Source organism: Brevundimonas bullata (genome assembly GCF_014207965.1).
Lineage (GTDB): Bacteria > Pseudomonadota > Alphaproteobacteria > Caulobacterales > Caulobacteraceae > Brevundimonas > Brevundimonas bullata_A.
Genome location: NZ_JACHLM010000002.1, coordinates 670,035 through 692,618 on the forward strand (window position 1 = coordinate 670,035; position 22,584 = coordinate 692,618).

21 protein-coding genes are annotated in these 22,584 nt (G+C 65.6%); 2 read left to right on the forward strand and 19 right to left on the reverse strand.

Annotated elements, in window-relative coordinates:
- Positions 1-2: 2 nt before the first annotated feature.
- Complete coding sequence (locus tag HNP51_RS07830) at positions 3-416, reverse strand: DUF3224 domain-containing protein (protein WP_260398381.1); 414 nt, start codon at positions 414-416, stop codon at positions 3-5.
- The gene (gene dnaE / locus HNP51_RS07835) at positions 416-3,871 is read right to left on the reverse strand and encodes a DNA polymerase III subunit alpha (protein WP_184268769.1); all 3,456 of its coding nucleotides are present in this window, start codon (positions 3,869-3,871) and stop codon (positions 416-418) included. Before dnaE ends, HNP51_RS07830 begins: the two co-directional genes overlap by 1 nt.
- Positions 3,872-4,188: 317 nt before the next feature.
- On the opposite strand from dnaE, the gene msrA reads away from it, so the two are divergent.
- Positions 4,189-4,821, forward strand: a complete 633-nt coding sequence (gene msrA, locus HNP51_RS07840; RefSeq protein WP_184268771.1) for a peptide-methionine (S)-S-oxide reductase MsrA — start codon at positions 4,189-4,191, stop codon at positions 4,819-4,821.
- A 29-nt stretch (positions 4,822-4,850) separates the two neighbouring features.
- Here the strand turns inward: msrA and HNP51_RS07845 are convergent, their stop codons facing one another.
- Genes HNP51_RS07845 through HNP51_RS07860 form a run of 4 tightly spaced genes read right to left on the reverse strand, consistent with a single transcriptional unit; the run spans position 4,851 to position 8,508 of the window.
- Entirely contained in the window at positions 4,851-5,567 is a 717-nt protein-coding gene (locus HNP51_RS07845) for an ABC transporter ATP-binding protein (RefSeq protein ID WP_260398382.1), read from the reverse strand.
- A complete protein-coding gene (locus tag HNP51_RS07850; protein ID WP_184268773.1) occupies positions 5,560-6,870 on the reverse strand; it encodes a lipoprotein-releasing ABC transporter permease subunit in 1,311 nt (436 codons plus the stop codon). Before HNP51_RS07850 ends, HNP51_RS07845 begins: the two co-directional genes overlap by 8 nt.
- Positions 6,867-8,183, reverse strand: coding sequence for a proline--tRNA ligase (gene proS, locus HNP51_RS07855; protein ID WP_184268775.1), 1,317 nt, complete (start codon positions 8,181-8,183; stop codon positions 6,867-6,869). The genes HNP51_RS07850 and proS overlap by 4 nt, the downstream gene beginning before the upstream one ends.
- Before the next feature lie 58 nt (positions 8,184-8,241).
- On the reverse strand, positions 8,242-8,508 hold the full coding sequence (locus tag HNP51_RS07860; protein ID WP_178826887.1) for a DUF1467 family protein: 267 nt from the start codon (positions 8,506-8,508) through the stop codon (positions 8,242-8,244).
- 90 nt (positions 8,509-8,598) lie between these two features.
- Here HNP51_RS07860 and HNP51_RS07865 point away from each other — a divergent pair, with 90 nt between their 5' ends.
- A complete protein-coding gene (locus HNP51_RS07865) occupies positions 8,599-8,958 on the forward strand; it encodes a 5-carboxymethyl-2-hydroxymuconate Delta-isomerase (RefSeq protein ID WP_184268777.1) in 360 nt (119 codons plus the stop codon).
- A 183-nt stretch (positions 8,959-9,141) separates the two neighbouring features.
- Here the strand turns inward: HNP51_RS07865 and HNP51_RS07870 are convergent, their stop codons facing one another.
- From HNP51_RS07870 to nuoG, 13 genes are all read right to left on the reverse strand, one after another.
- Entirely contained in the window at positions 9,142-9,480 is a 339-nt protein-coding gene (locus tag HNP51_RS07870; RefSeq protein ID WP_184268779.1) for a DUF3088 family protein, read from the reverse strand.
- Positions 9,480-11,153: a ribonuclease J gene (locus HNP51_RS07875; protein ID WP_184268782.1), complete on the reverse strand. Its 1,674-nt coding sequence runs from the start codon at positions 11,151-11,153 to the stop codon at positions 9,480-9,482. Before HNP51_RS07875 ends, HNP51_RS07870 begins: the two co-directional genes overlap by 1 nt.
- Positions 11,154-11,159: 6 nt before the next feature.
- Positions 11,160-11,966 carry a type III pantothenate kinase gene (locus HNP51_RS07880; RefSeq protein WP_178826935.1) on the reverse strand — a complete coding sequence of 269 codons (807 nt, stop codon included), beginning with the start codon at positions 11,964-11,966 and terminating at the stop codon, positions 11,160-11,162.
- Entirely contained in the window at positions 11,963-12,724 is a 762-nt protein-coding gene (locus HNP51_RS07885) for a biotin--[acetyl-CoA-carboxylase] ligase (RefSeq protein WP_184268784.1), read from the reverse strand. Before HNP51_RS07885 ends, HNP51_RS07880 begins: the two co-directional genes overlap by 4 nt.
- A gap of 6 nt (positions 12,725-12,730) precedes the next feature.
- Positions 12,731-14,173 carry an NADH-quinone oxidoreductase subunit NuoN gene (gene nuoN / locus HNP51_RS07890; RefSeq protein ID WP_184268786.1) on the reverse strand — a complete coding sequence of 481 codons (1,443 nt, stop codon included), beginning with the start codon at positions 14,171-14,173 and terminating at the stop codon, positions 12,731-12,733.
- Between the two features lie 7 nt (positions 14,174-14,180).
- Entirely contained in the window at positions 14,181-15,668 is a 1,488-nt protein-coding gene (locus tag HNP51_RS07895) for an NADH-quinone oxidoreductase subunit M (RefSeq protein ID WP_184268788.1), read from the reverse strand.
- Between the two features lie 5 nt (positions 15,669-15,673).
- Positions 15,674-17,743, reverse strand: coding sequence for an NADH-quinone oxidoreductase subunit L (gene nuoL / locus HNP51_RS07900; protein WP_184269160.1), 2,070 nt, complete (start codon positions 17,741-17,743; stop codon positions 15,674-15,676).
- A 13-nt stretch (positions 17,744-17,756) separates the two neighbouring features.
- Positions 17,757-18,065 (reverse strand): NADH-quinone oxidoreductase subunit NuoK, encoded by a 309-nt coding sequence (nuoK, locus tag HNP51_RS07905; RefSeq protein WP_105563431.1) that lies wholly within the window; start codon positions 18,063-18,065, stop codon positions 17,757-17,759.
- The gene (locus tag HNP51_RS07910; RefSeq protein WP_184268790.1) at positions 18,065-18,691 is read right to left on the reverse strand and encodes an NADH-quinone oxidoreductase subunit J; all 627 of its coding nucleotides are present in this window, start codon (positions 18,689-18,691) and stop codon (positions 18,065-18,067) included. Before HNP51_RS07910 ends, nuoK begins: the two co-directional genes overlap by 1 nt.
- 63 nt (positions 18,692-18,754) lie before the next feature.
- The gene (nuoI, locus tag HNP51_RS07915) at positions 18,755-19,246 is read right to left on the reverse strand and encodes an NADH-quinone oxidoreductase subunit NuoI (RefSeq protein ID WP_040345161.1); all 492 of its coding nucleotides are present in this window, start codon (positions 19,244-19,246) and stop codon (positions 18,755-18,757) included.
- Positions 19,246-19,458 (reverse strand): hypothetical protein, encoded by a 213-nt coding sequence (locus tag HNP51_RS07920; RefSeq protein WP_184268792.1) that lies wholly within the window; start codon positions 19,456-19,458, stop codon positions 19,246-19,248. The genes nuoI and HNP51_RS07920 overlap by 1 nt, the downstream gene beginning before the upstream one ends.
- Complete coding sequence (gene nuoH, locus HNP51_RS07925; protein ID WP_184268794.1) at positions 19,458-20,534, reverse strand: NADH-quinone oxidoreductase subunit NuoH; 1,077 nt, start codon at positions 20,532-20,534, stop codon at positions 19,458-19,460. Before nuoH ends, HNP51_RS07920 begins: the two co-directional genes overlap by 1 nt.
- Before the next feature lie 3 nt (positions 20,535-20,537).
- Complete coding sequence (nuoG, locus tag HNP51_RS07930) at positions 20,538-22,583, reverse strand: NADH-quinone oxidoreductase subunit NuoG (protein ID WP_184268796.1); 2,046 nt, start codon at positions 22,581-22,583, stop codon at positions 20,538-20,540.
- Between the last annotated feature and the right edge of the window lies 1 nt (position 22,584).

Consider the following 22,584-nt stretch of genomic DNA (forward strand, 5'->3'; position numbering starts at 1 on the left):
CTTCAGGATGTCGGCAGACTGTATTCCAGATCGTAGTTGTGAACACCGTCCGTGATGGTCAGGTGAAAGACCCCGGCGATCCCAGTCAGATCTCCTGCCCCCGACCCCGGCACGATGGTGATCAGCAGTTCCTGCGCGCCTCGATCCATCAGACCCCGATGCACCAGGGTGAATGCCCCTTCGCGACCGTCGATGACGCCGCGCACCCGGTCGAGCGCCACATAGGCGCCTGATCTCTCGGGGCTCATGGTCGCCAGCATTTCGCCGGCGGCGGTTCCGATCAGATCCCCATGAAAGGTCTTGGCCAACAGCATCCGGCCCGGTGCGTCCGACGCCGCTCCTTCCGCCGGCTGAACCGGGGTGATGACGACATCGAATGTTCCGCGCGCATGCCGCACCATCTGTCCCTCGTTCATCACGCATCCTCCAGAATGATCACGCCAGGCGCCGACTTCAGCGCCCCGCGCAGGGCCGCGTCCAGGCGATAGCGCCCCGGCAGCTTGATCTCGACCTCGGTGCGACCGCCCAGCGTCGCCTGCAGCCAGACCTCGCCGCCCTTCCCTTGCGCCCGCGCCCGGTCCAGTCGCGCCTTCAGCGCCTCGGCGTCCGCCGACTGCGCCGACAGCACCACCCGCAGCCCGATCTGGGTGTCGTCCAGCAAGGTCTCCATCTGGCTGGCGTCGTCGCCAAAGAAGCGCACCTCGCCGTCCGCCGACTTGGCACGCACCTTGACCAGAACCGAGGTCCCGACCTCCAGGATATCGCGGCAACGCCGCAGTTGTTCCGGCGGGAACAGGCATTCGAACTCGCCTGTCGGGTCCGAGAAGGTGACAAAGGCGAACTTCTCGCCGCTCTTGGCGCTGGCCCGCTCCTGACGACGGCGCACGACGCCCGCCATCATGAAGGCTTCGTGCCCGGCCTCGGCCAGGCCCTGCGCCTCGGCAACAAAGGTCACGCGCTTGCGCCGCAACGCCGGCATCAGGTCCTCCAGCGGGTGACCCGACAGGTAGAAGCCGACCGCCGAGAGCTCATAATCCAGCTTGTCCGGCCCGGCCCAGGGCTCGACGCTGCGCAGACGCGGACGCGAGGCCCCCGCCTGATCCGCCCCGAACAGGCTGACCTGCGACGAGGCCCGTTCTGCGGCCACGCTCTGGCAATAGGCGATCAGGATGTCGGCCTGTTCGAACAACTGCCGGCGGTTGGGGTTGAGGCTGTCAAAGGCGCCCGCCTTGGCCAGCCCTTCAAGCGCCCGCTTGTTGACCGCCTTGGGATCAACCCGTTCCAGGAAGTCGAACAGGTCGACGAACGGTCCGCCCGTCTCGCGCACCTCGACGACGTGCTTCATCGCCTCCAGACCCACGTTGCGGATGGCGCCCAGAGCATAGAGGACGCTGCCCTGCCCGTCCTTCCACTGCACGTCGAAGTCGGCCGAGGATCGGTTGATGTCAGGGGCCAGGACCGGCACCTCGAAGCGACGGCAGTCCTGATAGAAGACCGCCAGCTTGTCAGTGTTCGAAAGGTCGAGGCTCATGGAAGCCGCGAAGAACTCGACCGGATGATTGGCCTTCAGCCAGCCCGTCTGGAACGAGATCAGGGCATAGGCGGCGGCGTGCGACTTGTTGAAGCCATAGCCCGCGAACTTGGCCACCAGGTCGAAGATCGAACCGGACTGCGCCTCCGGTACGGACTTCTCGGACGCGCCCTTGACGAAGCGAAGGCGCTGGAAATCCATCTCCTCCTTCTTCTTCTTGCCCATGGCGCGGCGCAGAAGGTCGGCTTCACCCAGGCTGTAGCCCGCCAGGACCTGGGCGATCTTCATCACCTGTTCCTGATAGATGATGACGCCGTAGGTCTCGGTCAGAACCTCGGTCAGGGACGGGTGCAGATAGTCCACCTCGGCCCGGCCGAACTTCCGGTCGATATAGGTGTCGATCATCTCCATGGGCCCCGGCCGATAGAGGGAGATCAGGGCGGTGATTTCTTCGATGGAGCCGCAGCGCATCTTGCGCAGGGTGTCACGCATGCCCTGGGATTCCAGCTGGAACACCCCGACCGTCTGGCCCGAGGCCATCAGTTCATAGGTCTTCGCGTCGTCCAGCGGCAGCAGGTTCCATTCCGGCGCCGCGCCGCGCCGCTCCAGATACTCCCGCGCCCGGTCCAGCACCGTCAGGGTCTTCAGGCCGAGGAAGTCGAACTTGACCAGGCCCGCCGGCTCGACCCACTTCATGTTGAACTGGCTGGCCGGAATGGTCGAGCGCGGGTCCTGATACAGCGGCACCAGTTCGGTCAGCGGTCGGTCGCCGATGACGATGCCGGCGGCGTGGGTAGAGGCGTTGCGGTACAGCCCCTCCAGTTCCAGCGCCGTCTCCAACAGGGTCCGCACCGCCGGTTCGGCGTCGCGCGCCTCCTTCAGCCGCGGCTCCAGATCAATCGCTTGCGCCAAAGTCACCGGGTTAGCCGGGTTGTTCGGCACCATCTTGCAGAGCCGGTCCACCTGGCCCAGCGGCATCTGCAGCACCCGGCCGACGTCGCGCAGCACGGCGCGCGCCTGCAGGGTGCCGAAGGTTATGATCTGGGCCACCCGGTCCTTGCCGTAGTGGTCCTGCACATAGTCGATCACCTCTTCCCGCCGCTCCTGGCAGAAGTCGATGTCGAAGTCGGGCATGGAGACCCGTTCTGGGTTCAGGAAGCGCTCGAACAGCAGGCCGAACCGCAAGGGGTCCAGATCGGTGATGGTCAGCGACCAGGCCACCAGAGAGCCGGCGCCGGAGCCCCGCCCCGGTCCGACCGGAATGCCGTGCAGCTTGGCCCACTTGATGAAGTCGGCCACGATCAGGAAGTAGCCGGGGAACCCCATCTGCTGAATGATCCCGACCTCCCATTCGAGGCGGGTCCAGTATTCTTCTTCCGGGGCGGCGGGCGTGACCTGTTGCAGGCGGGCCTTAAGCCCCTCGCGCGCCTGGTGCGCCAGTTCGTCGGGCTCGGAACGACCGGCGCCGGTGTCGAAGCGGGGCAGGATGGGCGCGCGCGTGGGCACCAGGAAGGCGCAGCGGCGCGCGATGTCGATGGTGTTGTCGCAAGCCTCGGGCAGGTCCGCGAACAGCTGGCGCATGGCCTCCGCCGTCTTGAACCAGTGCTCCCCGGTGATGCGGCGACGGTCTTCCTGGCCGGTGAAGGCGCCGTCGGAAATGCACAGCAAGGCGTCGTGCGACTTCGCCTGCGCGGCCTTGGCGTAATAGACGTCGTTGGTGGCGACCAAAGGCACGTCGTTGGCGTAGGCCCAGTCGACCAGGCCACGCTCGGCGACCGGCTCCTGCGGCAGACCGTGGCGCTGCAACTCTACGTAGAAACGATCACCGAAGACGCGCTTCATCTCTTCGAGAGAAGATAGCGCATCATCGCGCTTGTTCTGGACGAACAGAGGGTCGATCGGGCCGTCGGGACCGCCGGACAGCAGGATCAGCCCCTCGGACTTATCCACAACCTGCGCCCAGGGCACGCCCGGCTCCGACATCTCGCCCGCATCAAGATAGGCGGCGGACGACAGGGCGCACAGGTTGAGCCAGCCCTGCTCGTTCTGGACCAGCAGGACCACGGTCGAGGTCTTGGCCCAACGCTCGGCGACCTGGCCGCCGATGCCCAGCACAGGCAAGGCGCAGGCGACGATGGGCTGTACGCCCGCGTCCTTGGCGGTCTGGCTGAATTCAAGGGCGCCGAACAGATTGGCGCGGTCGGCCACGGCGACGGCGGGCATGCCCGCGTCCGCAGCCATCTTGCCGATCTTGCTGGCCTTGATCGCCCCTTCCAGCAGGGAATAGGCGCTGCGGACCCGCAGATGGACAAAACCCTGACTGTTCGCCGCTTCCGCCAAAATCTACTCCGCTGATCCCGAAAACCGGGACCTCTCATATCCGACCGCCGCACGGCCGAAGTTTGATCATGCAGGGAGTCGATGCGGCGATCACGTCACCAGGAAAGACGCCTGCCAGATCATCCAGACGAAGCCGCCGCACGACGCAAGCGACAGCATATCCCTCACCCAACGCGACATCGGCTTATCCCCAGTTAGCGTGTTCCTGAAACGTTCTATATTCCCGGTTTGTTCTCATTGCAAGACCCCTCAAATGCACACAGCCATCCGTCTTCCCGGCTTGCGCGTATGTTGAAGGGAATGACCGGGAGTGTCCTATGTCGCGCCTTCTGCCTCTCATCGGCCTGATTCTGACGGCGGCCTGCTCGCCCAGCGAAGCGCCCGCCAGCGCCGCGCCGCTGGAGCCCGTGCCGCCGGGCTATCAGACGGCGGTCTTCGCCGGCGGCTGTTTCTGGTCCAGCGAAAAGGCGTTCGACGGCCTGCGCGGCGTGCGCTCGGCGGTGTCGGGCTTTGTCGGCGGCACGCGACCCAACCCGACCTATGAGCAGGTGATCCGAGGCGGGACCGGCTATCGCGAGGCCGTGCAGGTGACCTTCGATCCCGCCGTCGTCAGCTATCGTACCCTGGTCGACCGCTACTGGCGCACCATCGATCCGACCGATCAGACCGGCCAGTTCTGCGACAAGGGTCCGTCCTATGTCACGGCGGTCTATGCCACAGAGGCCCAGACGGCGACCGCACAAGCGTCTCGCACGGCGGCACAGGCCGCGCTGGGCGCCAAGGGTTCGCGCTTCACAACCCCGGTCTATCCCGCTATGCGCTTCTGGCCCGCCGGAGCCGAGCATCAGGACTACGCCCGCCGACACCCGGCCGCGTACGAAGCCTACCGCATCGGTTGCCGTCGCAGCGTCAGGCTGCGCGCCCTGTGGGGCGACGCCGCCGTCGGCTGATCAGCGAACCTGGTCTCAGTAGGCTGGCCTCAGTAGGCTTGGGCCTCCGCGGCGCGTTCTTCCAGATGGCCGTCCTTCAGGGCGAAGACACGGTCCATATGGCCGGCCAGCTCCATGTTGTGGGTGGCGATCAGGGCGGCCACGCCCGTGGTCTTGGCCAACTCGCGCAGGGACTCAAACACCGCATGGCTGTTGGTCGGGTCCAGGTTGCCGGTCGGCTCGTCGGCCAGCAACAGACGCGGGCTGTTGGCCAGGGAGCGGGCGATGGCGACCCGCTGCTGTTCGCCGCCCGACAGCTGGGCTGGTTGGTGCGTAAAGCGCTCGCCCAGACCGAGGCTGGTCAGCAGGGCCTCGGCCCGGCGGCGAGCTTCGGCCTCGGAATGACCGGCGATGCGCATCGGCAGGGCGACATTGTCGCGTGCATCAAATTCCGGCAGCAGGTGGTGGAATTGATAGACGAAACCGATCCGCGACAGGCGCAGACGCGTGCGCGCCCGCTCGTCCAGACCGCCGACGTCCTCGCCGTCGATCATGACCTGGCCGCTGGTCGGACGCTCCAACAGGCCGGCGGCGTGCAGCAGGCTCGACTTGCCCGAACCCGAAGGTCCGATCAGGCCGACAACCTCGCCCGGCATGATGTCCAGGTCGACGCCCTTCAACACCGTCAGGCCGCCGGAAGCGGTCGGATAGGTGCGGGTGATGCCGCGCAGGCGAAGCGTCGGCGTGGTGTTCAGCGGACTATTCAAAGCGCAGGGCCTCCACCGGGTCGATCCGCGACGCGTTCCACGACGGCGGCAGACTGGCCAGGCAGCTCATGAGGAAGGAGAAGACCGCCACCCAGGTCACGTCCCACGGATCGACCAGGGCCGGGATGCCGTCCAGCATATAGACGTCGGCGTTGAACAGCTGGACCCCCAGCAGAGCCTCGAGGAAGTGCTGAATCGCGCCGATGTTCAGGCAGAACAGCAGACCCAGAATCAGGCCAGCGATGGTGCCGCCGATGCCGATGGCCGCGCCCGAGACGAAGAAGATGCGCAGGATCGACGACGGGCTGGCCCCCACGGTGCGCAGGATGGCGATGTCGCGGGTCTTGTTCTTCACCAGCATGACGATGCCGCTGATGATGTTCATGGCGGCGATGGCGACGACCAGACCCAGGATGATACTCATGGCCACACGCTCGACCTTCAGCGCGCCCCAGAAGGCGGCCAGGCGCGTGCGCCAGTCAGTGACGACATTGCCCGCTCCGGCTGCCTGTTGCACGGGGGCTAGCATCTTCTCGACCTGATCCGGCTCGGCGACCTTCATCTCGATCACCTCCCAGACGCCTTCCTTGCCGAAGAAGAGCTGCGATTGTTCCAGCGGCATGAAGATGTAGGCTCGGTCGAAGTCGGCGGTGCCGGAGCTGAAGATGCCGCCGATCCTGTAGGTCTTTTCCAGCCCGCCCAGATTGCCGAAGGCGCTGTCGGCGCCGGTCGGAGAATAGATAGAAAGGGCACTACCCACGGTCAGACCCATCTGGTCGGCCAAAGCCTTGCCGATCAGGATATTGTCGCCGCCATAGGCCCCCTGACCGAAGGAGGCGCGCATTTCGGGCGTCAGGCTGTCATAGACGAACTTGGTCGAGGCCAGATCCTGGGGCCGCACGCCGCGCACGACGCCGCCCGTCATCTGACCGCCAGCCCGGAACATGGCCGGGGATTCCGTCAGCGGCGACACCGAAACCACGCCCGGCACATCGCTAAGACGCTTCAGCGCCGCCTCGCGGTCGGGCGAGGTCAGCACCGGCCCCTGCACATACATATGCCCGTTGAACGACAGCATCCGCCCCAGCAGTTCGCTGCGGAAGCCCGCCATGATGCTCATCACGCTGATCAGCACCGCCACGGCCAGCATGATGCCGATGAAGCTGATGATGGCGATCAGGGCGACCCCGCCCTCCTTGCGCTTGGCGCGCAGGTAGCGAAGGGCCAGTCCGATCTCCCAGGCGGAGAAGGGACCGGCGGGCTTTACGGCAGGCGGCGCTGAGGCCGTCGCGGCGTCGGTCATTGCGTCAGCAGCTCCAGGGCGGCGTCCAGCGGCAGGGTTTGCTTCTCGCCCGTGGCGCGGCGCTTCAGTTCGACCACGCCGTCAGCCAGGCCCTTGGGACCGATGGTCAGTTGCCACGGCACGCCGATCAGGTCGGCGGTGGCGAACTTGCCGCCCGGACGCTCGTCGGTGTCGTCGTAGAGGACGTCCTTGCCCAGGGCTTCGAGTTTGGCCACGGCCTCTTCACAGGCGGCCGAGACGGCTTCGTCGTTGGCGCGCAGGTTGATCACCACCACGTCGAACGGGGCGACCGAGTCCGGCCAGATGATGCCGCCGGCGTCATGGCTGGCCTCGATGATGGCCCCCATCAGACGCGACACGCCGACGCCGTAGCTGCCCATGTGGACCTCGGTGTCCTGACCGTCCGGTCCGGCGACCTTGGCCTTCATCGGGGCCGAGTATTTCGTGCCGAAGTAGAAGATGTGACCGACCTCGATGCCGCGCGCCGACAGGCGGTCGCCCTCGGCGGTCTGGCTCTCGAACTGGGCCGCGTCGTGCATTTCCTCGGTCGCGGCGTAGAGAGCCGTGCGCTCGTCGAACACGCCTTCCAGCTGCTCGACGCTGAGGTTGTGGCCCGGCGCGTCCATCTCGACCAGCTTGCGGTCGCAGAAGACCTCGCTCTCGCCGGTCTCGGCCAGAACGATGAACTCGTGGCTCAGGTCGCCGCCGATGGGGCCGGTGTCGGCGCGCATCGGCACGGCCTTCAGGCCCAGACGCGAGAAGGTGTTCAGGTAGGCGGCGAACATCCGCTTGTAGGCGATGCGGGCCGAGGCCTCGTCCAGATCGAAGGAATAGGCGTCCTTCATCAGGAACTCGCGGCCGCGCATGACGCCGAAGCGCGGGCGGCGCTCGTCGCGGAACTTCCACTGGATGTGGAAGAGGTTCAGCGGCAGGGCCTTGTACGACTTCACATAGGCCCGGAAGATATCCGTGACCATTTCCTCGTTGGTCGGTCCGTACAACAGCTCGCGCTCATGACGGTCGGTGATGCGCAGCATCTCCGGGCCGTAGGCATCGTAACGCCCCGACTCGCGCCACAGGTCGGCCAGTTGCAGCGTCGGCATCAGCAGTTCGACCGCCCCTGCCCGCTCCTGCTCCTGACGCACGATGCCTTCGATCTTGCGCAGGACACGCAGGCCCAGCGGCAGCCAGGCGTAGATGCCGGCGGCCTCCTGTTTGATCATCCCCGCGCGCAGCATCAGCTGGTGCGACACGATCTGGGCGTCGGAAGGGGCTTCTTTGAGGGTCGGCAGGAAGTAGCGCGACAGGCGCATGTGAGAATCTCTGCAAAATCAGTCTGGCCCGAGGTTAACCGGGCGAATGGGGCGAAAGCTAGAGCGCAGGTCCGCGCGAAAAGTCCGGCAGCGGCATCCACCCCGTCCAGACGATGAAGACGATGAAGGCCCAGACGATGGCCGACACCCAGGTCGTGGTGATGAACTTCTTCTTCAGCTGGGGATTGGCGGGCGCGCCCCACTGGCTGCCGTCGGTCGGCGGCGTCTCGACCTGCTTGGACGAGCCCAGCGGCAGGATCGTGAACAACACGATCCACCACGAGGTCAGATACAGCGCCACCAGGGTGAAGGGGCCAAGAGGCATCGGGGCATTCCATCCATCAGTTCGTGCGCCCTTCGCATTCCGCCCGCGACGGCGGCAGGCTAAGGAGGGGCGCGAAACAAGGACGCCCTCATGCCACAGATCACCCTGGAACACTCCCCCCATTTCGACGGGACAGATTGGCGCGCCCTGGCGCTGGAGATCCACCAGCTGTGCGTGGATGTGGTCGGCGCCACGACCCAGGCCTGCAAGACGCGCATCGTGCGCTGCGACGACCTGATCATCGCCGACGGCGATCCGGCCCAGGCCATGGTCCACTGCGACCTGCGCATCCTGACCGGACGGACACAGGAACAGAAGACGGCGCTGGGCGAGGCCGTTCAGGCGGCGCTGCTGGCGGGGGTGAAGCCCTATGACGGTCCGGCGCAGATCTCGGTCGAGATCGGGGCGCTGGACAAGGACAACTATCGGAAGGTCACGCTGGGCGGGTGACGAGACAGAGCCCTCTCCCGCTGGGAGAGGGCTTGAGCCTCCAAGAGCGTAGCGATTGGTCAGGCGAAAGGGTGAGGGTAGAAGGCGTCCGTCGGAATCAGCCGCAGCGGCTTACGCCGACGGATATCGCCAACCCTCATCCGGCCCTTCGGGCCACCTTCTCCCATCGGGAGAAGGACAGCGTTAGGGATGCGGTCGCCCGATGCCGTAGCGGGCCGCCCAGTAGGGCAGGATGTCGTCGTCCTGCAGGAAGCGGGCGCCGGTCTCTGCGCTGACCTGAGCGTCCGGCCAGTCGAACTCGCCATCCAGAACCAGCAGGGGGCAGCTCTGGTTGGCCTCCCCCACCTCGGCCACCACGGCGGCGCGCGGAAGCGGGTGGTCCAGGTGCGTGACCTGGACCTGCTCCCGCAGACGGGGATAGAGGCTCAGAACGCCCTCGATCCGGGCGCCGGGCGGGCAGTACCAGGGCCCGCCCTGATCATCGAACCAGTCGGCGTTCAGCAGATAAAGCCGGTCCGTCATTACAGGCGCAGGATGACGGTTTCGACGATGGGACGGCGATCCCAGATCTGCTGGCTGGCCTTTTTCAGCACGCGGCTGACGGCCTGTTCGACCACCAGTTCATCGTCCAGAGCCTCGCCCTTCAGCTTGCGCACCGCCTGTTCGGCGCGCTCGGCCAGATCATCGAGGATGTCGCCCAGAGGACGGTCTTCGTCGCCCGGCAGGCCGATGCCGCGCACGTCGATGTCGCTGACGATCTTGCCGCGCTTGTCCATGGCGAAGCTGACGACCAGAACGCCGTTGGAGGCCGCGTGCCTACGCTCGCGCAGGGCCTCGCCCGCCTCCTCGACCAGCATGCCGCCGTCGACGAACAGACGGCCCGAGGGCACTTCGTCGATGATGGCCGCGGGTCCGGGGGCCAGACGCACCATGTCGCCGTTGCGCGGGGTGACGGTTTCCGGGACCAGCATCTCCTTGGCCAGGATGGCGTGCTCCATCAGGTGGCGGCGCATGCCGTGGGTCGGCACCGCGATCTGCGGACGGGCCCAGCTGTACATCTGGCGCAGTTCGTCACGGCACGGGTGGCCGGAGACGTGGATGCCCGGATGGTCCTTCTCGGTGTAGAGGCGGACGCCCTTGTCGGCCATCTTGTCCTGCAGGCGGCCGATCGACAGTTCGTTGCCGGGGATGACCCGCGACGAGAAGATGCAGTGGTCGCCCTTGCCCAGGCGGATGAAGGGGTGGGTTCCCTCGGCCACGCGCGACAGGGCGGCGCGGACTTCGCCCTGGCTGCCGGTGCAAAGATACAGGATCTCGTCGGCGGGCCAGACGCGGGCTTCCTGCTCGCTGAGGAAGGGTTTGACGTCGCTGAGCATGCCGACCGACTTGGCGGCTGCGGTGATGCGGTGCATGGACCGACCGGCCAGAGCCACGCGACGGCCAGCCGCCTCGGCGGCGCGGATCACGCTGTCCATCCGAGCGACGTTGGAGGCGAAGCAGCCGACGGCGACCCGCCCCTTCAAATCCTTGATCAGGTCGGCGATCGCCACCTTCACATCGCCTTCGGACCCGGCCGAGCCCTCCACGAAGACGTTGGTGCTGTCGCAGACCATGGCCAGCACGCCCTCGTCGCCGAGGCGTTTGATGGCCTCCACGTCCGTGCGGTCGCCCACGACGGGATCATCGTCGATCTTCCAGTCGCCGGTGTGCAGGATCGTGCCCAGCGGCGTCTTGATCGCCAGACCGTTCGGCTCGGCGATCGAGTGGGTCAGCGTCACATAGGTCACGTCGAACGGACCCAGGTTCACCTCGCCGCCCAGCGGCACTTCGTTCAGTTCGACGTCGTCGAGGATATTGGCGTCGCGCAGCTTTTCACGGATCAGATAGGCGGTGAAGGGCGTCGCATACAGCGGCGCCTGAATGCGCGGCCACAGCCAGCCCAGGGCGCCGATGTGGTCTTCGTGGGCGTGCGTCAGCACGATGCCCAGGATGGTCTCGCCTTCCAGGAAGGAGGGATCGGGCACGATCACGTCCACGCCGGGCGTGGAGGGATCGCCGAAGGTCACGCCGACGTCGACGAGAATCCATTTGCGGTCATGCGCCGGGCCGAAGCCATAGGCGTTGAGGTTCATGCCGATCTCGTTCGAGCCGCCCAGCGGCAGGAAGACGAGTTCGTTGGAGTCAGATTTTTTCATATGGCCCTAAAGGTGGGTATTCCGCCGCCAGATTTCGAGTAGGCCGCGGATGGTCAGGTCCGGATCGAACCGGTCGATTGATTGTGTAGAGCCCTCAAAGAGGGAGGCGACGCCGCCGGTGCCGACGACCGTCATGGGCTTGCCCCACTCGGCCTTGATGCGGTCCACCAGCCCTTCGATCAGGGCGATATAGCCCCAGAAGACGCCGGATTGCATGGAGGTGACGGTGTCGCGCCCGATGACGACCTCGGGCCGTTGAATGGCGATGCGCGGCAGCTTGGCCGCCGCCTCGTGCAGGGCTTGCAGCGACAGGTTGATGCCCGGCGCGATCAGTCCGCCCTCGAAGGCGCCCTGCCCCCGCTCGGCGCCGCCCGACACCACGTCAAAGGTCGTGGCCGTGCCGCTGTCGATCAGCAGGAGGTCGCCCTCATAGACCTGCAGCGCGCCGATGGCGTTGACCAGACGATCGGCCCCGGCCTCGCTGGGCTTGGGGATGCGAACCTCGATGCCGAGGTTGACGTTCTCGCCGATCACCAGGGGTTCGACATGAATATAGCGCCGCGCCAGGTTGCGCAGGTTGAAGATCGACTGCGGCACCACGCTGGAGATGATGCAGCCGTCGAGATCCTTCATGCTGAGGCCCGAGCTCAGCTTGGCCCCGCCCATCTCGAACAACTGGTGCAGCCAGACGGCGTATTCGTCGGCCGTGCGCATGGCGTCGGTCGCAGTGCGCCACTGGGCGATCCACTCCGTGCCGTCGTGGACGGCGAACAGGGTGTTGGTGTTGCCTTGCTCGATCGCCAGCAGCATCAGGCGGCCTCTCCGAAAAAGACGTCGCCGGCCGAGATCACGCGCAGCGATCCGTCCGACAGTTTCAGACGCAGCGATCCGTCAGCCTCGACCCCGTCGGCCGTGCCGGTCAGGGTCTCGTTCGTCAGCCGCGCCGTGCAGGGTCCATATAGACTGGGAGTTCGCGCGATCCAGGCGTCGAGAACGGGCTGGAAGCCGAACGTCATCCAGCGATCCAGCCAGACGCCGAAGGTCTCGGCCAGGGCCTGGGCCGCCTCATCGACGGACGGGGCGGCGGCGACGCCCTGGCCAAGGTGTTCCGCGATGCAGGTGGCGGGCCGTTCGGTGCCGCCCGGCGTCCGGCTCAGGTTCACGCCGATGCCGATCGCCAGCCACAGGCCCCCCGCCGTCATCCCGAACGCGGGCGCCGGCCCGGATTCGATCAGGATGCCCGAAGTTTTGCGACCATCCAGCAACACGTCATTGGGCCATTTGATCGTGACCAGGGCCGGCGGGACATAGCGGTCCAGCAGGTCGGCCACCGCCAGTGAGGCGGCGAAGGTCAGTTGCGCGGCCTCAGCAGGCGACTTCTGCGTCAGCAGCAGCAGACTGGAGGCCAGGTTGCCGCTCTCGCTCTCCCACTTGCGCCCGCGACGGCCACGACCGGCGGTCTGACGTCGCGCCGCGATCCACAGCGGCCCGACCTCTCCCGCCTCGGCGCAGCGTCGCGCCTCGGCGTTGGTGGAGTCGGTTTCGTCGAGGATCAGAACCGGGGCGGCCAAACGCCCTTACCCGGCCCCGACGCCCGAGGCGGCGGCGCGGGTCAGCGGCTCCAGCCAGGTCAGGGCGACGATCACCAGCGGGAAGCAGAAGGCGGCGGCCGCGAGGGCGACCCACTTGGCTTCCAGCGGCGACTTGTCGGTGGCGACCTCGGTTTCGGCGGCGTCGAACCACATCACCTTGATGATGCGCAGATAGTAGAAGCCGGCCACGACCGAGGCGACCAGACCCGCAACGCCGGCCATCCAGTAACCCGCGTCGGCGGCGGCGCCGAAGACGAAGAACTTGCCCCAGAAGCCCGACATCGGCGGAATGCCGACAGCCGACAGCGACAGGATCGTCAGGGCGACCGCCATCAGCGGACGATCCTTCTTCAGACCGGCCAGATCGGCGATCTTGCGGATCGGACGACCATTGCGGCTCAGCGACAGCAGGACGGCGAAGAAGCCGAACTGGTCGATGACGTACAGGGTCATGAACATCAGCGTGGCTTGAACCCCCGCTTCAGTGCCCGCCGCCACGCCCAGCAGGGCGTAGCCGATGTTGATGATCGAGGAATAGGCCAGCAGACGCTGGATGTCCTTCTGCATCAGACCGCCGAACGAACCAACGGCGAAGCTGATCAGCGAGATCAGGATGATGACCTGGGCCCACTGAGCGTGCGCGACGCCAAAGCCCTCGATCAGGACGCGAACGATCAGCACCATGGCCGCGACCTTGGGCGCCGTGGCGAACAGGGCCACGACCGGGGTCGGGGCGCCTTCATAGACGTCGGGCGTCCACATGTGGAACGGCGCGGCCGAAACCTTGAACGCCAGACCGCAGATCAGGAAGACCAGGCCGAAGATCAGGCCCGGACCGGGGTTGGCGGTGGCGAAGGCGGCGATGTCCTCGAAACGCATCGAACCGGCGAAGCCGTAGATCAGGCTCGCGCCGTAGAGCAGCAGGCCCGACGACAGGGCGCCCAGGACGAAATACTTCAGGCCCGCTTCCGAGGCCTTCAGGTTGTCGCGGTGGAAGGCGGCCAGGACGTAAAGCGCCAGGGAGTGCAGCTCGATGCCGATGTAGAGCGAGATCAGGTCGCCCGAAGACGCCATCATGCCCATGCCGGCCGAGGCCAGCACGATCAGGATCGGATATTCGAACTTGGCGATCCGGGTGCGATGCATCCAGCCGTCGCCCAGGACGATGGCAACCGCCGCTGAAAGGAAGATGACGACCTTGCCGTAAACGGCCAGCGGGTCGGCCACGTAGGCGCCGTTGAAGGCAGAACCCAGAGGGCCGACAGCCGTCAGGGCGGCCACCACGAACAGCAGCAGGACCGACAGGCCCGAGATCAGGCGAGCCGACTTTTCGCCTATGAAGGCGCCGGTGAGGAGCAGGACCAGGCCGCCGGCCGCGAGGGCCGCTTCCGGGGCTGCAAGGTGAAGGGCGGACGATAGATCAGTCATTATGCTCTCACCCGCCAATGGCTGCGCGATAGGCGGTCGTCAGGGCCTCAACGGTCGGCCCGGTGTAGTCGAGGACGGCGTTGGGATAGAGACCCAGCCAGATGGTGCCCACGATCAGCGGCACGAAGATCAGCAGCTCGCGCTTGTCGATGTCCATGATGGTCTGCAGCGCCGGGTTCTTGATCTCGCCGTACATGACGTTGCGGAACAGCGTCAGGGCGTAGACCGCCGAGAAGATGACGCCCGAGGCGGCGATCAGGGCGGCCCAGGTCGAGACCTGATAGGCGCCGGTCATCGTCAGCACTTCGCCGATGAAGCCCGAGGTGCCCGGCAGGCCGACGTTGGCCATGGTGAACATCAGGAAGATGGCGGCGTACCAGGGCATGCGCGCCGTCAGGCCGCCGTAGAAGGCGATCTCACGGGTATGCATCCGGTCATAGATGACGCCGACGCAGAGGAAGAGCGCGCCCGAGATCAAGCCGTGGCTCAGCATCTGGAAGACCGCGCCCTGAACGCCGGTGTCGTTGCCGGCGAAGATGCCCATGGTCACGAAGCCCATGTGAGCGACCGACGAATAGGCGATCAGCTTCTTGATGTCCGTCTGACGGAAGGCGACCAGCGAGGTGTAAACCACGGCGATCACCGACAGCGTCAGCACCAGAGGCGTGAACATCTGCGACGCGACCGGGAACATCGGCAGGTTGAACAGGATGAAACCGTAGCCGCCGAGCTTCAGCAGGATGCCGGCCAGGATGACCGAACCCGCCGTCGGAGCCTGAACGTGGGCGTCGGGCAGCCAGGTGTGCACCGGCCACATCGGCATCTTGACCGCGAACGAGGCGAAGAAGGCCAGCCACAGGATGGGCTGAACAGCGGGGTCGAAGGCGTACTTCTTCAGCTCGGGGATGCTGGTGGTGCCCGTCTCATGGGCCATCCACAGCATGGCCAGCAGCATCAGCACCGACCCCAGCAGGGTGTAGAGGAAGAACTTGTACGAGGCGTAGATGCGGTTCGCCCCGCCCCAGATACCGATGATCAGGAACATCGGCACCAGGGTGCCTTCGAAGAAGATGTAGAAGAGGAACAGGTCCAGCGACGTGAAGACGCCGATGACCAGCGTCTCCAGCACCAGGAAGGCGATCATGTATTCGACGACGCGCGTCTCGATCGACTTCCAGCTGGCCACGATGCAGATCGGCATCAGGAAGGCCGTCAGCAGGACGAACAGGATCGAGATCCCGTCCACGCCCAGGTGATAACCGGCGCCGGCGAACCAGGCGTAGTTTTCAACGAACTGATAGGCCGGGTTCGACGGATCGAACTGGGCGACCAGCAGGACGGACACGGCCAGCACGACAAGCGTGGTGCCCAGGGCGATCCAGCGCGCGGCCGGGGCCGCGGCGTCCTGGCCGCCCTTGTTCATCAGGCTGGCCAGCAACAGCAGGCCGGCGCCGACCAGCGGCAGGAAGGTGACGATGCTCAGAATGTGAGGCACGAGGCTCAGGCTCCCCACGTGAAGATGGCGAAGGCAAGGAACGCAGCCACGCCGATCAGCATCACGAATGCATAGAAATAGACAAAACCGGACTGGAAGCGGGCCAGCCAGCCGCCGGACTTCATCGACGCCCAGGCGGCGCCGTTGGGGCCGAGGCCGTCGATGATCTTCACGTCGCCGATCTTCCAGAAGAAGTCGCCGAGCGCCTTGGCGCCCTTCACGAAGACGGCGTCATACAGCTCATCGAAGAACCACTTGTTGTAGAGGAAGGTCCACAGCGGTCCCTTGCGGTCGGCCCACTGCTTGGCGACGCCTTCCTTGAGGACGTAGATCCAGAAGGCGGCGAAGGTGCCCAGCAGGGTCACGACCAGCGGCGACCACTTCACCCAGGTCGGGACGTTGTGGCTCTCGTGCAGGACGTGGTTGTCCGCGCCGATAAAGATGGCGCCGCGCCAGAACTCGGCCTCATGGTGACCGATGAAGTGCGGGGCGAAGATCATGCCCGCGAAGACGGCGCCGATCGAGAGGATCAGCAGCGGCAGAACCATGGGCAGCGGGCTCTCATGCGGCGACAGCGGACCATGATGATGGTCGTCGTGCGCATGATCATCACCGTCCAGCGGCTCGGAGTGCGTCTCCAGCTGGGCGTGCGAGGCGTGGTCGTCGGCGGCGTGATGGCCGTCGTCTTTCCACTTGGCCGTGCCGTGGAAGGTCATGAAGACCAGGCGCCACGAGTAGTAGGCCGTCAGCAGGGCCGCCGAGATACCGATGACGAAGGCGAACATGCCCGCTGCCGAATGGCCCGACGTCGCCGCCGCATAGGCGCTCTCGATGATCGAGTCCTTGGAATAGAAGCCGGCGAAGCCGCCGACGCCGGGCAGACCCAGGCCGGTGATGGCGATGGTGCCGATCATCATGACCGCATAGGTCACCGGCAGCAGCTTCCACAGGCCGCCCATGCTGCGCATGTCCTGCTCGTGGTGCATGCCGTGGATCACCGAACCGGCGCCCAGGAAGAGCAGGGCCTTGAAGAAGGCGTGCGTGAACAAGTGGAACATGGCGGGCTGATAGGCGCCGACGCCAGCGGCGAAGAACATGTAGCCCAGCTGCGAACAGGTCGAATAGGCGATCACCCGCTTGATGTCGTTCTGCATCATGCCGACGGTGGCGGCGAAGATGGCCGTGATGCCGCCGATGATGGCGATGAACAGCGACGCCGTCGGCGCGTGCTCATAGAGCGGCGACAGCAGGCAGACCATATAGACGCCGGCCGTGACCATGGTCGCCGCGTGGATCAGGGCCGACACAGGCGTGGGGCCTTCCATGGCGTCCGGCAGCCAGGTGTGCAGGAAGAACTGGGCCGACTTGCCCATGGCGCCGATGAAGAGCAGCAGACCCGCCAGGTCCAGCGCCGACCAGGTGTAACCCAGGAACTCCCAGCCCGTGCCGACCTTGCCGGCGATCTGCGGGAACAGCTCGGCGAATTGGATCGTGCCGAACATCCAGAAGATGGTCATCATGCCAAGCAGGAAGCCGAAGTCGCCGACGCGGTTGACCACGAAGGCCTTGATGGCGGCGGCCGAGGCGGTGTCCTTCTTGTACCAGAAGCCGATCAGCAGATAGGAGGCCAGACCAACGCCTTCCCAGCCGAAGAACATCTGCAGGAAGTCGGCGGCCGTCACCAGCGCCAGCATCATGAAGGTGAACAGCGACAGGTAGGCGAAGAAGCGCGGCCGGCTGTCGTCCTCGGCCATGTAGCCCCAGGAATAGAGGTGAACCAGCGACGACACCGTCGTCACCACGATCAGCATCGTGGCCGACATGGCGTCCACGCGGATCGACCAGTTCGACTGGAAGTCGCCGACGTGGATGAAGGGCGCGATGTGGACGGTGAAGGCTTCGAGCCCGCCCCAGGTCCACTGGCTGAACACGATCCAGGAGATCGCGCACGAGAAGAACAGCAGGCCGGTCGTGACCGACTGCGAGACGATGTTCCCGATCCTGCGACCGAAGAAGCCAGCGATCATCGCCCCCAGAAGGGGGGCGAATACGCCGAGAGTGACGAGAGTCTGGATAGTCACGTTCCGATCAGCCCTTCATCACGGAGGCGTCGTCAACCGCGATGTCGCCGCGGTTACGGAAGAAGGTCACGAGGATCGCCAGGCCGACGGCGGCTTCAGCCGCAGCGACAGTCAGAACGAACATGGCCATCAGCTGACCCGACACATCGTTGAGATAGGTCGAGAAGGCGACGAAGTTGATGTTCACCGCGAGCAGGATCAGCTCGACCGACATCAGGATGATGATGACGTTCTTGCGGTTCACGAAGATGCCGAACACGCCGATGGTGAACAGCATGGCGGCGACCGCCAGATAGTGCTGGAGCGAGATGTCCATCACAGAAGCTCCTCGGGGGTGACGCCCTGCCCGGTCGGCGCGGCCTTGACCTCGACCGACTTGGTGCGGTCGCGGTTGACCTGCGAGGACGGATCCTGGCGGCGAATGTTCGGCTTGTGACGCAGGGTCAGGACGATGGCCCCGATCATGGCGATCAGCAGGACGATGCCCGCAGCCTGGAAGAAGTAGACGTAGTCCGTATAGAGCACGCGACCGATCGCCTCGATGTTGGTGGCGTCAGGCCCCGCGACAGCCGGGGCCAGCGCGGCCTTGGCGGCCCCGCCCTGAACCACGGTGATCGACACCATGATCATCTCGGCCAGCAGGACGCCGGCGACAATGGCCGCCAGAGGCAGATAGCGGGCGTAGCCTTCGCGGAGGCGGACGAAGTCGACGTCCAGCATCATGACCACGAACAGGAACAGCACCGCGACGGCGCCGACGTAGACGACGACCAGCAGCATGGCCAGGAACTCGGCGCCCAGCAGGACGAACAGGCCGGCGGCCGAGAAGAAGCTGAGGATCAACCACAGGACGGAGTGCACGGGATTGCGCGCGGTCACGACCAGAAGGCCCGAAACCACGGCGACCGTCGCCAGAAGATAAAACGCTATGCCTTGCAGCATGGGTGGGACAAAGCCCCCTTCAAAATCTTGCGCTGCGATCCCATGGCGGAATCGCGGCTCGGTTTAGCGATACGGAGCGTCGAGTTCCAGATTCTTCGCGATCAGCCGTTCCCAGCGGTCGCCATTGTCCAGCAAACGGGCCTTGTCATAGAGCAGTTCTTCGCGCGTTTCGGTGGCGAACTCGCTGTTCGGTCCCTCAACGATGGCGTCCACCGGGCAGGCCTCCTGGCACAGGCCGCAGTAGATGCATTTGACCATGTCGATGTCGTAGCGCGTCGTGCGGCGGCTGCCGTCCGCGCGCGGTTCGGCCTCGATGGTGATGGCTTGCGCCGGGCAGATGGCCTCGCACAGCTTGCAGGCGATGCAGCGTTCTTCACCGTTGGGATAGCGGCGCAGGGCGTGTTCACCACGGAAGCGCGGCGACTGCGGGTTGCGCTCGAACGGATAGTTCACCGTCGCCTTCGGCTTCATCATGTACTTCATCGACAGGCCGACGGCGCCGAACACGTCGGTCAGCATCGCGCCCTTGGCCGCCTGAACGATACGGGTCAGCATTACGATTTCACTCCGGCGCAGTCGCGTTGATAGCGCGCGCTTTCCTTGTCGAGGGTCTGGCAAAGGCGCTGGCGTTCGGCGTCCTGCCGCTGCACCTCCTCCACCTTGCGCTCCCACTGATAGACGGACACCGGCTCGGCCTCATAAGAGGCGCAGCCGCCGGCCGCGCCCGTGAGAACCAGCGCGATCAGTGCTGTGGCGCGAACGCCCATCACGCACCCACCGCGAACACGCGCCAGGCCGCCACGACGACCACAGCCACCAGCGACGCGGGCAGGAAGACCTTCCAGCCCAGGCGCATCAGTTGGTCATAGCGGTAGCGAGGCACGAAGGCCTTCACCAGGGCGATCATGAAGAACCAGAAGACAATCTTGGCCGCGAAGACCAGGAAGTAGAACAGGTTGGCGACGAAGGTCGGCCAGCTGTCCAGGAAGTCCGTCGGGAAGCCCGGGTTCCAGCCGCCGCAGAACAGAAGGCTGATCATGGCGCACATGAAGACGATGTTGGCGTATTCGCCGATCATGAACAGCAGGTAGGGGGTCGAGGAATATTCGACCTGATAACCGGCCACCAGTTCCGACTCCGCCTCGGGAAGGTCGAAGGGCGGGCGGTTGGTCTCGGCCAGGGCCGAGATGAAGAAGACGATGGTCATCGGCAGCATGACGATGATGGTCGGCAGGGTCTCAAGACCGCCGCCGAACATGTTCCAGTTCCAGATCCACCCGTTCTGCTGGGTGACGATCTCGGTCAGGTTCATCGTCCCGGCCAGCAGGATGACGTTGATGATGATGAGGCCCATCGAGACCTCATAGGACACCATCTGCGCCGCCGAACGCAGCGCCCCCAGGAACGGATACTTCGAGTTCGAAGCCCAGCCGCCCATGATGATGCCGTAAACACCCAGCGAACTGATCGCGAGGATGTAGAGGATGCCGACGTTGAGATCAGAGATCACCCAGCCCGGCGCGAACGGGATCACAGCCCAGACGATGAACGCCAGGATGAAGGTGATCAGCGGCGCGGCCAGGAAGACGACCTTGTCGGAACCCGACGGGACGACGATTTCCTTGAGCACGAACTTGAAGAAGTCGGCGAAGGACTGCAGCAGGCCGAAGGGGCCGACCACGTTGGGGCCTTTGCGCATCTGCACGCCGGCCCAGATCTTGCGGTCCGCCAGCAGCAAGAAGGCGAGCGAGATCAGGATCCCGACCGTGACGATAAGGATGCCGCCGATGGTGACGAGGGTCCAGCCGAGGGGCGTGGTCCAGAAGGAGGTCGCAGCGTCCATGATTTACTCCGCCGCCAGGGCGACCGGCGCCGTCCGCTCAGCGGACAGTTGGGCCATCGTTTCGCTGGCGCGCGCAATCGGGTTGGTCAGATAGTGATCAGCGATGGTCGAGACGAAGGCGACGTCGCCCAGGTCGCCCTTGACGCCCAGAGCCGCCACGTCGAACGACTGAGCCGGCGCCAGATAGTCGATGCGGCCGAAGGTCGGATGGTCGCCCATCAGCTTGGCGCGCAGTTGCTCCAGGGTGTCGAAGGGAAGCTTGTGGCCGACACGTTCCGACAGGGCGCGGATGATGGCCCAGTCTTCCTTGGCCTCGCCCTTGGGGAAGACGACGCGTTCGGCCATCTGCACCCGACCCTCGGTGTTCACGTAAAGGCCCGACTTCTCGGTATAGGCGGCGCCCGGCAGGATCACGTCGGCGCCGTGCGCGCCGCGGTCGCCGTGCGAGCCCAGATAGACGCGGAAGGCGCCCGAAGCGTCAGCATTGACCTCGTCGGCGCCCAGCAGGAACAGCACGTCCAGCGCGCCCGGCTTCAGCATGCCGGCGACGTCCAGTCCGCCCTCGGCCGGGACGAAGCCCATGTCCAGACCGCCGACCCGGGCGGCCGCCGTGTGCAGGACGTTGAAGCCGTTCCAGCCGTCCTTGACCACGCCGACCTTCTTGGCCAGCGCGCCCAGGGCGTTCAGCACGGCCGCGCCGGCGTCGCCGATCAGGGCGCCCGCGCCGACGATGATCGCCGGGCGTTCAGCCTTGGTCAAGAAGTCCACGGCCGCCTTGGGCAGCTTGCCCAGGGTCTTCGAGCCGGCGCCCAGGTAGTTGTAGTCATAGGTGAGGTCGACCTGTTGGCCGATGACGCCGATCTCGGCGGCGCCCTTCAGCCAGATCTTGCGCAGACGCGTGTTCAGCAGCGGCGCTTCCGCGCGCGGGTTGGACCCGACGATCAGAATAGCGTCAGCATTTTCAATGCCTTGCAGGCCGGAGTTAAACAGCCAGCCCTCGCGAGCCCCCTGCCCGATCGCAGCGCCGTCCTGGCGGCAGTCGGTGTTGGCCGAGCCCAGGGCGCGGAACAGGTCCAGCGTCGCCTTCATCGACTCGGCGTCCTGCAGGTCGCCGGCGATGACGCCGATGCGGTCAGCCGAAGCCGCCTTGATCTTGGTCGCGACCGCGTTCAGCGCCTCGTCCCACGAGGCGACGCGCAGCTTGCCGTTCTCACGAACGTAAGGACGGTCCAGACGCTGACGGGCCAGACCGTCGACCGCATAGCGGCTCTTGTCCGACAGCCACTCTTCGTTGACGCCCTCGTTCACGCGCGGCAGCACGCGCATGACCTCGGCGCCGCGCGCGTCGGCACGGATGTTCGAGCCCAGGGCGTCCATGACGTCGATGGTCTCGGTCTTCTTCAGCTCCCACGGACGATAGTGGTACTGCCAGGGACGGTGCGTCAGGGCGCCCACCGGGCACAGGTCGTTGACGTTGCCCGACAGTTCGCTGTCGATGTTCTTTTCCAGATAGGTCGTGATCTCGGCGCTTTCGCCGCGCGAGATCATGCCGATGTCCGGCACGCCGGCCACTTCGGTGATGAAACGAACGCAACGCGTGCACTGGATGCAGCGCGTCATGAACGTCTTAACCGTCGGGCCCATGTTCTTTTCTTCGACCGCGCGCTTGTTCTCGCCGTAGCGCGAGCCGTCACGGCCATAGCCGACAGCCTGGTCCTGCAGGTCGCACTCGCCGCCCTGGTCGCAGATCGGGCAATCCAGCGGGTGGTTGATGAGCAGGAACTCCATCACCCCTTCGCGGGCCTTCTTGACCATCGGCGTGTCGGTGAAGATCTCCTGACCCTCAGCAGCCGGCAGGGCGCAGGAAGCCTGCGGCTTCGGCGGTCCGGGCTTCACTTCAACCAGGCACATCCGGCAGTTGCCGGCGATGGACAGACGCTCATGGTAGCAGAAACGCGGGATCTCTTGTCCGGCCAGCTCTGCGACCTGCAGAACCGTCATACCGGGTTCGAACTCGGTTTCGACGCCGTTGACCTTGGCGATAGGCATA

Excerpts from the sequence above, each read along its gene's own strand:
- HNP51_RS07860 (WP_178826887.1), bottom strand. The coding sequence starts at position 8,508 with ATGCCTCTTGGCCCCTTCACCCTGGTGGCGCTGTATCTGACCTCGTGG.
- msrA (WP_184268771.1), top strand. The coding sequence starts at position 4,189 with ATGTCGCGCCTTCTGCCTCTCATCGGCCTGATTCTGACGGCGGCCTGC.
- proS (WP_184268775.1), bottom strand. The coding sequence starts at position 8,183 with ATGCGCCTGTCGCGCTACTTCCTGCCGACCCTCAAAGAAGCCCCTTCC.
- HNP51_RS07910 (WP_184268790.1), bottom strand. The coding sequence starts at position 18,691 with ATGCTGCAAGGCATAGCGTTTTATCTTCTGGCGACGGTCGCCGTGGTT.
- nuoH (WP_184268794.1), bottom strand. The coding sequence starts at position 20,534 with ATGGACGCTGCGACCTCCTTCTGGACCACGCCCCTCGGCTGGACCCTC.
- nuoI (WP_040345161.1), bottom strand. The coding sequence starts at position 19,246 with ATGCTGACCCGTATCGTTCAGGCGGCCAAGGGCGCGATGCTGACCGAC.
- nuoK (WP_105563431.1), bottom strand. The coding sequence starts at position 18,065 with ATGGACATCTCGCTCCAGCACTATCTGGCGGTCGCCGCCATGCTGTTC.
- nuoG (WP_184268796.1), bottom strand. The coding sequence starts at position 22,583 with ATGCCTATCGCCAAGGTCAACGGCGTCGAAACCGAGTTCGAACCCGGT.
- HNP51_RS07865 (WP_184268777.1), top strand. The coding sequence starts at position 8,599 with ATGCCACAGATCACCCTGGAACACTCCCCCCATTTCGACGGGACAGAT.
- HNP51_RS07830 (WP_260398381.1), bottom strand. The coding sequence starts at position 416 with ATGAACGAGGGACAGATGGTGCGGCATGCGCGCGGAACATTCGATGTC.
- HNP51_RS07875 (WP_184268782.1), bottom strand. The coding sequence starts at position 11,153 with ATGAAAAAATCTGACTCCAACGAACTCGTCTTCCTGCCGCTGGGCGGC.
- nuoN (WP_184268786.1), bottom strand. The coding sequence starts at position 14,173 with ATGACTGATCTATCGTCCGCCCTTCACCTTGCAGCCCCGGAAGCGGCC.
- HNP51_RS07920 (WP_184268792.1), bottom strand. The coding sequence starts at position 19,458 with ATGGGCGTTCGCGCCACAGCACTGATCGCGCTGGTTCTCACGGGCGCG.
- HNP51_RS07850 (WP_184268773.1), bottom strand. The coding sequence starts at position 6,870 with ATGACCGACGCCGCGACGGCCTCAGCGCCGCCTGCCGTAAAGCCCGCC.
- HNP51_RS07870 (WP_184268779.1), bottom strand. The coding sequence starts at position 9,480 with ATGACGGACCGGCTTTATCTGCTGAACGCCGACTGGTTCGATGATCAG.